Origin of the sequence: Flavobacterium sp., from assembly GCF_043760115.1 — a bacterium.
Lineage (GTDB): Bacteria > Bacteroidota > Bacteroidia > Flavobacteriales > Flavobacteriaceae > Flavobacterium.
In genome coordinates this window covers 1-12,833 of record NZ_JAYUPK010000154.1, presented here as the reverse complement: position 1 = coordinate 12,833, position 12,833 = coordinate 1, and the positions used below count along the sequence as shown (strand labels likewise).

Sequence of the window (12,833 nt, the reverse complement as noted above, 5' to 3'; positions counted from 1 at the left end):
ATGCAAAAGGTGCTGATTTAACTATTGGAAGAACACAATTTGTATGGGAAACCAAAATTAATACAACCGATAAATCTGGTTTTCAAGAAGCTATAGATTTGGCAAAAAATGCTGATGTTGTTATAATGGCTTTGGGAGAACACGGTTTGCAATCTGGAGAAGGTAGAAGTAGAACTGAAATTGATTTACCTGGTGTACAACAAGAATTATTAGAAGCTATTTTTAAAGTTAATACTAATATTGTATTGGTTTTAAGTAACGGAAGACCACTTGCAATTCCTTGGGCTGATGAAAATATTCCTTCAATTTTAGAAACTTGGCATTTAGGAACGCAAAGCGGAAATGCAATTGCAAATGTACTTTATGGCGATTATAATCCTAGCGGAAAATTACCTATGACGTTTCCAAGAAGTGTAGGTCAAGTTCCTATTTATTATAATTATAAAAATACAGGAAGACCAACGATGAATGAACCAGAAAGTGTTTTTTGGTCGCATTATATGGATGAAAAAAATACACCTTTATACGCTTTTGGATATGGATTAAGTTATTCTAAATTTGAATATTCTAACTTAAAATTATCTTCAAATTCTTTTAGTGAAAATGTAAAAATTGAAGTTTCTGTAGATTTAAAAAATAATAGTTCAGTTGCAGGCAAAGAAGTTGTTCAATTATACATTAGAGATTTAATAGGAAGTATAACTCGTCCTGTTAAAGAATTGAAAGGTTTTGAAATGGTAGAATTAAAAGCCAATGAAACTAAAAAAGTAACTTTTGTAATTGATGCTAAAACAATAGAATTTTTTACTGCTAATTCTAAATGGGAAGCAGAAGCAGGAGATTTTAAAGTTTTTGTTGGAGGAAGTTCTGATAAAACATTGGAAGCCGAATTTGAATTTATAAAATAAATTTATGAAAAAGCTATTATTACTATTAGTTGTAACTGTTTCGTTTGCACAAAAAGACAAACGTAAACTAGTTTGGGAAGAAAACTTTGATGGAAAAATATTAAATGAAACAGTTTGGAATTTTGAACTCGGTAACGGTTGTCCAAATTTATGTGGTTGGGGAAATAATGAAAATCAAATTTACACTAAAGAAAATCACAAATTAGAAAATGGAATTCTAGTAATTGAAGCAAAAAAAGAAGGCGAAATTTATACATCAACCAGAATTACAACTAAAGCCAAAAAAGAGTTTCTTTATGGTAGAGTAGAAGCTAGAGCAAAATTACCAATTGGAACCGGAATTTGGCCAGCATTTTGGATGCTTGGAGCTAATATTTCTGAAGTTGGTTGGCCCAAATGTGGCGAAATTGATATTCTAGAATATGTTGGTAAAGAACCAGATATGGTTTTTACATCGCTTCATACTCAAGATAGTTTTGGGAATACTATAAACACAAAAAAAACTAGTTTTCCAGATATTGAAGATGGCTTTCATATTTATGCAATAGATTGGACAAAAGAAAAAATTGAGTTTTTTGTAGATAACAAATGTGTCTATACATTTAATCCAGAAATAAAAAACGAAAACACTTGGCCATTTGACAAACCATTTTATTTTATTTTAAATGTGGCAATTGGAGGAAATTTTGGCGGACCAACTATTGACAATGAGATACTTCCGCAAAAATTTGAAATAGATTTCATCAAAGTTTATCAATAAATAATAGGTGAATATTCTGTTTTACTGTACAAATTGTCCAAATACTATCACAAAAAAACACTTTATTGTATAAAATTTGTTAAATTTTCAAATAATATTTGTAATTTAAAAAAATATTATATTATATTTGGCTATAATTAACTTTTAAATATATAGTTGCCTATAACAAAAAATTACTTTTATTAAAATAGTTAGATTTTCCAACCCAAAACTAAAAAGTAATTTTATGGCTACTACTCAAACTCCAGATGCATTATTGGTAAAAAGCTACATTGCAGGCGATGAAAGCGCTTTGTCAGTACTAGTAAGCAGACATCAATCTAAAATTTACGGATTTATTTACTCTAAAATGGCGGATAGAGATATAGCTGATGATGTATTTCAAGACACATTTATTAAAGTTATTAAAACTTTAAAATCCAATTCTTATAATGAAGAAGGTAAATTTTTACCTTGGGTAATGCGAATTGCTCATAATTTAATTGTAGATCATTACAGAAAAAATAAGAAAATGCCTATGCTTCGAGAAACAGAAGAGTTTTCTATATTTAATGTATTATCTGATAACTCTTTAACAATTGAAGACCAATTAATTAATGATTTAATTGAAAAAGATTTACAAAAAATAATTCTTCAACTTCCAGATGATCAAAAAGAAGTATTGATGATGCGTATTTATCAAGATTTAAGTTTTAAAGAAATTTCAGACATAACAGGAGTTAGTATAAACACTGCTTTGGGAAGAATGCGTTATGCAATTTTAAACTTGCGAAAAGTTATAGAAAAAAATCAAATAAGTTTATCTGCATAAACAATAATTCAATTGCTATTTCGTTATAGATATATAATCAACTTATTTCTATGGCAAAACTTTACACTAAAAGCGTATTAGCAACAACAAAAATGTTACCTAAAAAAGAAACTATTAATTTCATACTTAATTATTCTAAAGCTTTGAAAATTGTCAAAGTAGGAAACAACAACTTCGAACTCATTGCTAATTAAGAAAAAATCCCAATACAATATTGGGATTTTTTTTACAAATTAATTCGGTATGTTCTTCTTCTTTTAGAAATAACTGGGTCAAAATGTTTCCACAAATTTTGAATTGCAATATTGTCTTCCAATTCTGGTGTTCTAATGCAATTGGTAATTCCTTTTCTAGTAAATGTTTCATAGTATTCATTAAATATTAATGAGTGAACACCTTTATTTTGGTACTCTGGAGCAACACCTATTAAATAAAATAAAACTTCTTTACTATTTTTTCTCGCTTTAAGCATATGATAAAATCCAAATGGAAACAATTTTCCATTAGCTTTTTGTAAAGCTTCTGCAAATGAAGGCATTACAATACTAAAAGCTACAAGATTTTTATTTTTGTCTTCTATAAAAATTATATACTCTGGATTTATAAAGCTTATATATTTCTTTTTAAAATACTCTTTTTGAGTATCAGTTATGGCTACAAATGAAGATAAACTGGCATACGAATTATTAAATAAATCGAACATTTTATCTACATAAGGCATAATATCTTTGGTTTTAGTAAACACTAAAGATTTTAATTGATATCTTGCTTTAATTAAATCTTGCGCTTTTTTAAAAAAAACTGGCTTTACATTTTTAAAAGGAAATTTACTCTCAATGTATTCTTTTTCTTTTATAAAACCTAATTTCTCAAGATGCTCTTTGTAATATGGATAGTTGTACCAAGTAATCATACTACCAATTTCGTCAAATCCTTCTGTTAGAACTCCAACTTTATCTAGATTAGAAAAACCAATTGGACCTTCAACATATTCTAAATTATTTTTCTTGCCCAGTTCATATACTTTTTCAAGTAAAACTTTAGTTACTTCAACATCATCAATTACATCAAACCAACCAAATCTAACCTTTTTTTTGTGTTGATTATTAACTTCATCCCAATTTATAATTGCAGCAATTCTGCCCACAATTTCGTTATTTATATAAGCTAAATATAAAGTTGCTTCTGCATTTTCAAATGCAGGATTGGTTTGTTTATTAAAAGTATTAAGTTCTTCATTTATCAATGGCGGAACCCAATATTTATGATTTTTATATAACTTAAACGGAAATTTAACGTAATCTAAAAGTAATTTTTTAGAGTTTACTTCAACAACTGTAATCATTAAGGATTTGGTTTTTCTAGTTCAACTTCATCAAGACGTTTTTTCTTTTTGTCTTTTTCTTTACCTTTTTTGCTTTTATCCTTACCTTTTTCTTCTTTTTTAGATTTTATCATTATGTCTTTATAATTTGTATCAGATCGCCAAGACAATCCAAATCCGCCATAAAGTAAGTAAGGTGTATCTTTATAATTTTTACTTAACGAAACATCAATTTGAAAGTTTTTATTAACTAAATACGCTGCTCCAAATGAAAAAATTCCATCCGAATAATAATCTCCTTTTATACCTTTATTTTCTAAATAGGCAGACCATTTATCATTAAATCCTTTAGTTAAAGTTATAATGTAGCCAAGAGTTTGATATTTTGTACCCACTTTATCTAAAAAAATATTGGTAACAAAAACATACGCATCTGGAAAAATATGTTGAGAAATTACAGTAAGCTTTGGACTAATATTGGTTAAATTTTCATCTTCAGATACAAATGGATTGGCACTAAAATTTAAATTTGCTCCAGCATATGCAGAAACAGCAGGAATTAATTGTCTCCATTTAAATTTATGATTGGCTTTCCAACTATAAATATCTATTTTTTCTTCATAATTTTTAAAAGGATCATAAATTAAATATTTTAAACCTAAAGTTGAATTTTTTAAACCAGTTCTTTTAATAGTTTCAGCATTGTAATCACTAAATTTATCATTTTGATATCCAATTTCTAATATAGTTTCTAATTGTTCTCTAAAAAAACCATATCTAAAATTCATATCTAAAATAAAACCACTAGCCGAATAATCTAATACACCATGCCTTTCTTTTATATAACTTAAACCCGATTCTACCTGTATAACCGTTTTACCAACAGCAAAAGCCGACATTGATTCTCCTGGACGATTAGAGTTTATAACATCAGTATATTGTGCATAATTCACTTGAAATTGTATGGTAAAAAGTAGTACTATTACATGTTTTATTTTCATCGATTGGTATTTAAGTTCTCAAAAATACTATTTTTATCTTCAATTTTATTAATTATTTATGAAGATATTGGTATTTTTAAATGTGTTAATTTAGTATTTTTGACAAAATTTTATGTTATGGAAACGGCAAACTTTCAATCTTTAGTAAAAACGTTATTTTATATTATTATTATCTATTATGCTATAAAATTTCTAGCAAAATTACTTTTGCCTGTTGTTGCAAAAAAAGTGGTTGAAAAAGCTAGCGAACAATTTCAAAAGCAACAACACCAACAGCAACAAAATTACAATAATGAAACTTCGGCTAATACTAACAAATCAAAATTTGATAAACCACACGAAACTAAAAAAGTAGGTGATTATGTAGATTTTGAAGAAATAGACTAAATTTACACCATACAATATTTATATTTTATTTAAAATGAAGCAACTTCAAAAGTTTTATCCTCATATTTTATCTGTTCTAGGTTTTATTTTTATTGCATTAATTTATTTTTATCCTGTACTTCAAGGAAAAAAGATTTATCAGTCAGATATTGTGCAATATACTGCAATGGCTAAGGAACAAAATGATTTTAGAGCTTCAGAAAATGCTGAACCTTACTGGACAAATTCAGCTTTTGGAGGAATGCCAACCTACCAACTTGGTGCAAAATATCCTAATGATTTTATTGGAGATTTAGATGATGCTTTACGATTTTTACCAAGACCAGCAGATTATTTATTTCTGTATTTTTTTGGATTTTATACCTTATTATTAATTCTAAAAATAGATCCATTAAAAGCATTTTTTGGTGCATTAGCTTTCGGATTTTCTACCTATTTTATTGTAATTTTTGGAGCTGGACATAATGCAAAAGCTCATGCCATTGCTTATTTTCCTTTAGTTATTGGTGGAATTTTATTAGTTTTTAGAAAGAAATATATTGTTGGTGGTCTTTTAACTCTAATTGCTGTTGCTTTAGAACTAAATGCCAATCACTTTCAAATGACTTATTATTTACTACTAGTTGTTATTTCAATTGGTGTTTATTATTCGTATAAATTATTTAAAAATAAAGATTATAATTCAATTGGTAAAATTGTAGCAACATTTGCAGTAGCTTTATTACTAGCAATTGGGTTAAATGCTACCAATTTACTAGCAACTAAAGAGTATGCGGCTTTTAGTACAAGAAGTAAAAGCGATTTGAAGCTTGATGAAAAAGGTCAGAAAAAAACAGATAATTCAGCATTAAGTAGAGAATATATTACAGAATACAGTTACGGAATTGCAGAAAGTTTAAACACAATTGCACCAAGACTTTTTGGTGGAGCAAGTGGCGAAAGTTTAGGAAAAGACTCAGAAATTGTTGCCTATTTACAACAACAGCAAGTTGGCGAAGGCGAATTTATATCTGAAGAAAAAGCTATAGAATATGCAGCAGATGGAATGCCAACTTATTGGGGCGACCAAACTAGTGTTGCTGGACCAGCTTATATTGGAGCAATAGTTTTTTTCTTGGCAGTTTTGTGTTTGTATCACGATAAAAGAAAATTTAAATATATTTTTGTCGCAGGTGCAATTGCCTCATTATTATTGTCTTGGGGAAAGAACTTTTCAATTTTAACCGATTTCTTTATAGATTATGTTCCAATGTACGATAAATTTCGTGCAGTTTCATCCATACAAGTAATTCTAGAGTTTTGTGTTCCTGTACTTGCAATTCTTGGTTTTCAATCGTTTTTTGCAAATAAAGAAAACCAATTAAAATCGTTAAAATATACAGTTTACACTACTTTCGGAATTATAATTGCTTTGTTTTTGTGTAAAAGTATGTTCAGTTTTTCAGGTGCAAATGATGGAAACTATATTAAAATGTATGGTCCAGAATTTATGAACGCTTTAAAAGCAGATAGAAAAACACTTTACTCTGCTGATTTGTTGCGTTCTGGATTTTTTATGCTTGTTGCTGCAACATCGTTATGGTTTTATATAAAAAATACTTTTTCTGCCAATACTGCTGTAATAATTATTGGATTATTTATGGTAACCGATTTAGTTTTAGTAGATAAAAAATATGTTAGTTCTAAAGATTTTGTTGCTGCAAGACAAGTAGACGAACCTTTTGAACCAACTACAGCCGATTTACAAATTCTTCAAGATAAATCAATATACAGAGTTTTAGAAGTTGACGGAAATTTAAACAGTTCAAGAGCGTCTAATTTTCATAAATCTATTGGAGGTTATCACGCAGCTAAACCTAAACGAATTCAAGAATTATTTGATTATCAAATAGCAAACAATAATAAGGAAATTATTGATATGTTAAATGTAAAATACATTATACAATCTGACGAAAAAGAAGAACAAGTTGCTTCTAAAAATCCTGATGCTAATGGAAATGCTTGGTTTGTAAAAGAGCTAAAAACGGTTAAAAATGCTGATGAAGAAATGAAAGCTTTAACCAGTTTAGATACTAAAAATGTTGCTGTAACTCAAGAAGAAATAAGTTCTAAATTTAAATTGTCAAAACAATATTCTAAAGATTCTTTAACAACAATCAAACTAACAAACTATAAACCAAACGATTTAAAATACGTTTCAAATAATAAAAATGAAGGTGTAGCAGTTTTTTCTGAAATGTATTATAAAGAAGGTTGGAATGCATATATAGACGGAAAACTTACAGATCATTTTAAAGTAAATTATGCATTGCGTGCACTTAAAATTCCATCAGGAAGTCATAAAATAGAATTTAAGTTTGAGCCACAAGTTATAAAAACTGGAAGTATGATTTCGTTAATTAGTAGTTTTTTAGTTTTAGGTTTAATTGGTTTTGGAATATATTTTGAAAGAAAGAAATCGATGACTAAAAAAGTTTAATCTTGAACCCAAAAAAACTTTTAATTATTACCTATTATTGGCCTCCAGCTGGTGGTCCAGGAGTGCAGCGTTGGTTAAAATTTGTAAAATATTTACCAGAATTTAATTTTCAACCTATAGTTTATATTCCAGAAAATCCTACTTATCCAATACTTGATACTAATCTTGAAAGTGATGTTTCTGATAAAGCAATTATCATTAAAAATAAAATTATCGAACCCTATCAATTAGCCAATTTTTTTTCTAAAAATAAAATCAAAAAAATAAGTTCTGGAATAATTCCGAATGCAAAAAAGCAATCTTTTCTTGAAAAAATATTATTGTGGACAAGAGGTAATTTATTCATTCCAGACGCTAGAGTTTATTGGGTAAAACCATCGGTAAAATATTTAAAAAAATACATTCAAGATAATACTATTGACACCATTATTACTTCTGGTCCACCACATTCGTTGCATTTAATTGGGTTAGAATTAAAGAAAGAATTAAATGTAAAATGGTATGCAGATTTTCGTGATCCTTGGACAACAATTGGATATCACAAACAACTAAAATTATCAAATTATGCCAGTAAAAAGCATAAATATTTAGAAAAAAAAATACTCAATTCTGCAGATACAATCATAGTTACAAGTAAAACTACCAAAACCGAATTTGAAGCAATAACAACCAAACCAATTGAAGTAATTACAAATGGTTATGATGTTGAAAAGGTAGAAAAATCAGTTTTAGATACTAAATTTTCTTTGGCACATATTGGTTCATTATTATCTGAAAGAAATCCTCAAATTTTATGGCAATCTTTATCAGAATTAGTTTCTGAAAATAATCATTTTGCTAAAGATTTAGAAATTAAATTAATTGGAGCAGTAAGCAATGAAGTTCTTGTTAGTATTGCAAATTATAAATTAACAGATTATTTAAATAATTTGGGTTATTTATCTCATGGTGAAGCTATTTCACACCAAAGAAAATCGCAAGTATTATTGTTAATTGAAATAAATTCAGAAGAAACTAAAAGTATTATTCCAGGAAAATTATTTGAATATATGGTTTCAGAACGTCCAATAATTGCAATTGGTCCAAAAGATTCAGATTTTGAAGAGATTATAATAGCTACAAACACAGGAAAATTTTTTACTTATAATAAAAAAGAAGAATTAAAAGCAACCATTTTAAATTTTTATCATCTATATAAAAATCAAACTTTAAAAGTTAATCCGGTTGGATTACAAGAATATTCTAGAAAAAGTTTAACAGAAAAATTAGCGCAACTCATAACCCAAAATTCTTAAATAAATAAATGGGAATTGTACAAAATCAGTCTATAAAAAATACAATAATTACCTTTTTCGGATTTGGAATAGGAGCAATTAATGCACTTTTTTTATACACTAATTTTTTAGGAAAACTGCATTACGGAATTGTTACAACGGTACTTTCGTTTGCTCATATTATGATGCCAATTTTAGCTTTTGGAGTTCAAAATACATTGATTAGATTTTTCTCCCATTACAAAACAGAAAAAGAGCGTAATGAATTTTTAACCTTTTTACTAGTGATGCCATTGGCATTAATTATTCCAATTTTTTTAGCATTTTATGCATTTTATGAACCAATTTCTAGTTTGTGGGTAATTGAAAATCCAACATTAAAACCATTTTTTTGGTTAATTCCTGTAGTTGGATTATTTATGGCTTATTTTGAAATTTTTTATGCTTGGGTAAAAATTCAAATGCAATCTGTAGTTGGTAATTTTATTAGCGAAGTCTTTGTTAGATTGTTAGTTATGGTTTTATTGTTTGCAGTTTATTATGATATTATTCAAAAAGATACTTTTGTTTATTGTGCTACTTTATGCTATTTGGTTCAATTATTAGTAATGATAATTTATGCATTTTCTATTAAAAAACCGGTTTTAAGATTTGTAATTCCTGCTAATGTTAAAGAGATTGTTCACTATTCATTTTTTATAATCGTTTCTGGTGGCGTTGCAGTTATGCTTATTGATTTTGACAAAGTAATGATTCCGATTTATAAAGACATTACCAACAATGCTTTGTATGCAGTTGCCATATTTATTTCTACAGTAATTGCGGTTCCAAGTCGTGCTATGACTCAAATTATTGCTCCAATAACTGCCAAACTTATGGTAGAACAAAAGTGGAGTGAACTAAACAATTTATATAAAAAAAGTGCTATAAATCTACAAGTTATGGGCGGATTTATTATGCTTATGATTTTTTTAAACATAAAAGAAATTTACCATATTATACCTAAAGATTATAGTGGTGGAATTTGGGTAGTTTTTATGATTGGATTGTCAAAGTTTTACGATGTTATTTTAGGAAATAACAATTCTATTATTGTAAACACAAAATATTATAGAACTGTTTTATTGTTTGGAATTTTCACTGTTGTATTAATGATTGTATTGAATATGATTTTTATTCCTCTTTATGGAATAGAAGGTTCGGCATTTGCTACATTAATTACAGTAATGATTTACAATACTATAAAATTACTTTTTGTAGTTAATAAATTAAAATTGTATCCATTTACAAATAAAACTTTTTATTCTTTCGGAATTATAATTTTAGGTTTTGTTCTTTTCTACTATTGGGATTTTCCTTTTAATGCTTTTATCAATATTGTTTTAAAATCTGTTTTAATTGCGGCTTTTTATGTTTTAACTAATTATAAACTTGCAATATCTGAAGAGTTTAATGGAGTTGTTAATGGAGTTTTAAAACGGTTAAAAATTTAAAAATTTCATTGTAATTTTAGGTAGTGTTATAATTTCCAAGCCCAGATAGAAATGAAAATTACGCACGAAAAAACAATTGTATTTTTTAGTTTAAAAAAGCGACCAAAGAAGCTCTTTTTAAACTTTTAAAATACATTGTTTTAAGAAGTAATTGTAATGTATAGCTGGATTGGCTTCATAAAAAAAATCCTAATCTGCCACAAAGCTTCATAGGATTTTTAAACAAACTTAACCAATCAAAATCTTTATTTTTTGTCTTCTATTTTACTTTTTGTTCCGTCGGTTTTATAGTAGTAGTAATCGTTATTGTTTGTAGTTGTTACAGGATAGTTGTTGTCGTCACAATCATAATCGTTATGTTGATTGTTATAGGCATAACCTTGATATCTTCTACCTTTTACACTTCCTACAGTGTCTACAATTTCGCCTCTACGGTTGTAAATTAATTTCATTCCGCCAACTTGTGACAAGGCAAATCGATTGTATTTCATATAAACGGTTCCAATTCTTGATACTCTATCGCTGTAGTCATAGTTTATAAAGGTGTTTCCAACTCTTCTAACTCTACCAAAACTGTCGTGTTCTACTAAAACTCCATAATTTTCTGGCTTGTTATTTCTGTTTACATCAGACGTTCTTTTGCCTGCATTTTTGTATTGGTAATCGCCTTGTGAATCATTTGGACGTGTATTAAAATCGAATTCTCCATTTGGAAAAACAAAAAACTCTATACCTCTTTCTGTAAACGAAATTGGTTCGTCAAATGTCATTCTTGTTGTAAAAACGTCATCAGTACTTGTTGTTTCTGATGCTTTCGCTACATTTACTATCAGTAAAATACTAGCTACTAAAAGGGTAATTTTTTTCATAATAAATCGAATTAAAAGTTTGCTTACTATTTCGATTTTCAGCTTCTTCGACCAGAATCTATTTCTGATGTTTAGTACATTTCAAGATGTGTGCCAAATGCTATCTAACAAGTTGATAACGATTTGTTAATAAAAATTAACTGTTTGAATTTCTTGTAATTAAGATTTAAAATCTAACTAATAAATACTTTTTTTAAGCCAAATAAATTATTTACTTTTGTAGAAGTTTACAATAATTCCCAAATTATACTATGAAATTTTTTAAAATCAATTTGTTTCTTTGCTTAATTCTCTTCTTTTTTACTAAAAATGTGAGCGGTCAAACTTATATTGCTGGTTATGCAACTATTGTAAATCAGTGTTCACAAACTAATATTACGACTAACTTAACACAATATGAAGCACTTGGTGTTAAGCGTCGCGGAACTGTAGCTTTGCAAAATACCTTAGATTGGTTAAAAAATAAATATTTGAGTTATGGTTACACCGTTTCGCAATTTCAAGAAGATTCTTTTACAAATGGAGCATTTACTTGTAAAAATCTAATTGTTACTAAAATAGGAACTGTTTATCCAAATATATTTGTAATTGTAGATGGACATTACGATTCTATTACAGGAAAAGGAACTAATGACAACGGAAGTGGAGTAGTTACAATTTTAGAAATAGCTCGACTTTTACAAAATTTACCAACAGAATATTCAATAAAATTTATAAACTTTAGCGGAGAAGAAGATGGATTAATTGGAAGTCAACATTACGTAAATACTATTGTAAATGCTACAAATCCAAAATTAAATATTAAAGTAGTATTCAATATAGACGAAGTTGGTGGAGTTGCAGGTCAGCTAAATGATACCATTACTTGCGAAAGAGATACAGGAAATCCAACATCTAACAATGCAGCGTCAAATGTTATTACAAATCAATTAATTAATTGTGTTCAATTATATTCTCCATTAAATACTTTGCTAGCTTCTGCTTATGCATCAGATTATATGACCTTTGAAAATAATAATGAAGTAATAACCGGCTTTTTTGAAACCAACGAATCTACAGTAAGACACACAGCTTCAGATTTATTAGTAAATATGGATCCAATTTATAATTTTAACGTAGCCAAAGCCGCAATTGGCGCAACGTTACATTTTGCTGTAGCAAATACTAACCAACTTGAAAATGAAAATTTTAATAAAGATTTTCAAGTAAGTTTTTATCCAAATCCTACTCAAGATTTAATTACAGTAAATACAGGAATTTTAAATGCAACCAATTATACCTTTTCATTAATTGATGTTTTTGGGAAAACTGTCTTTAATACTAAATTCACTACTGCTAGTTTAGAAAAACAATTTTCTATAGCACAATTTCCAAGTGGAGTTTACTTAGCCGTTTTAGAAACAGACCAGAATAGAATCACTAAAAAGATTGTAAAAAAATAGTTTTTCTAGAAGCAATTGGCTTGGTCTTTATCAATCTACCATTTTCCAGCCATCCATTTCAATCAATTGTTGCGTTTTTCGCTAC

11 protein-coding genes are annotated in these 12,833 nt (G+C 27.8%); 8 read left to right on the top strand and 3 right to left on the bottom strand.

The window, feature by feature from the left end; genetic code table 11:
- The 3 genes from ACH2BC_RS13305 to ACH2BC_RS13295 form a co-directional block, all read left to right on the top strand.
- A partial coding sequence (locus ACH2BC_RS13305; RefSeq protein WP_395054494.1) for a glycoside hydrolase family 3 C-terminal domain-containing protein occupies positions 1-908 on the top strand: 908 nt, incomplete at its 5' end.
- Positions 909-912: 4 nt separating this feature from the next.
- Entirely contained in the window at positions 913-1,668 is a 756-nt protein-coding gene (locus tag ACH2BC_RS13300; protein WP_395054493.1) for a family 16 glycosylhydrolase, read from the top strand.
- 226 nt (positions 1,669-1,894) lie between these two features.
- Positions 1,895-2,479 (top strand): RNA polymerase sigma factor, encoded by a 585-nt coding sequence (locus ACH2BC_RS13295; RefSeq protein ID WP_395054492.1) that lies wholly within the window; start codon positions 1,895-1,897, stop codon positions 2,477-2,479.
- Between the two features lie 226 nt (positions 2,480-2,705).
- Here the strand turns inward: ACH2BC_RS13295 and ACH2BC_RS13290 are convergent, their stop codons facing one another.
- Positions 2,706-3,824: a GTP cyclohydrolase gene (locus ACH2BC_RS13290; RefSeq protein ID WP_395054491.1), complete on the bottom strand. Its 1,119-nt coding sequence runs from the start codon at positions 3,822-3,824 to the stop codon at positions 2,706-2,708.
- Positions 3,824-4,804 (bottom strand): transporter, encoded by a 981-nt coding sequence (locus tag ACH2BC_RS13285; protein WP_395054490.1) that lies wholly within the window; start codon positions 4,802-4,804, stop codon positions 3,824-3,826. Before ACH2BC_RS13285 ends, ACH2BC_RS13290 begins: the two co-directional genes overlap by 1 nt.
- Before the next feature lie 117 nt (positions 4,805-4,921).
- Here ACH2BC_RS13285 and ACH2BC_RS13280 point away from each other — a divergent pair, with 117 nt between their 5' ends.
- Genes ACH2BC_RS13280 through ACH2BC_RS13265 form a run of 4 tightly spaced genes read left to right on the top strand, consistent with a single transcriptional unit; the run spans position 4,922 to position 10,437 of the window.
- Entirely contained in the window at positions 4,922-5,191 is a 270-nt protein-coding gene (locus tag ACH2BC_RS13280) for a DUF4834 family protein (protein ID WP_395054489.1), read from the top strand.
- A gap of 34 nt (positions 5,192-5,225) precedes the next feature.
- On the top strand, positions 5,226-7,670 hold the full coding sequence (locus ACH2BC_RS13275; RefSeq protein ID WP_395054488.1) for a YfhO family protein: 2,445 nt from the start codon (positions 5,226-5,228) through the stop codon (positions 7,668-7,670).
- A 2-nt stretch (positions 7,671-7,672) separates the two neighbouring features.
- Positions 7,673-8,965, top strand: coding sequence for a glycosyltransferase family 4 protein (locus ACH2BC_RS13270; protein ID WP_395054487.1), 1,293 nt, complete (start codon positions 7,673-7,675; stop codon positions 8,963-8,965).
- An 8-nt stretch (positions 8,966-8,973) separates the two neighbouring features.
- Complete coding sequence (locus ACH2BC_RS13265) at positions 8,974-10,437, top strand: lipopolysaccharide biosynthesis protein (RefSeq protein WP_395054486.1); 1,464 nt, start codon at positions 8,974-8,976, stop codon at positions 10,435-10,437.
- A 245-nt stretch (positions 10,438-10,682) separates the two neighbouring features.
- Here ACH2BC_RS13265 and ACH2BC_RS13260 read toward each other — a convergent pair whose 3' ends face one another.
- Positions 10,683-11,306, bottom strand: coding sequence for a hypothetical protein (locus ACH2BC_RS13260; RefSeq protein WP_395054485.1), 624 nt, complete (start codon positions 11,304-11,306; stop codon positions 10,683-10,685).
- Between the two features lie 311 nt (positions 11,307-11,617).
- On the opposite strand from ACH2BC_RS13260, the gene ACH2BC_RS13255 reads away from it, so the two are divergent.
- The gene (locus ACH2BC_RS13255) at positions 11,618-12,748 is read left to right on the top strand and encodes a M28 family peptidase (protein WP_395054484.1); all 1,131 of its coding nucleotides are present in this window, start codon (positions 11,618-11,620) and stop codon (positions 12,746-12,748) included.
- The last annotated feature ends 85 nt before the right edge of the window (positions 12,749-12,833 follow it).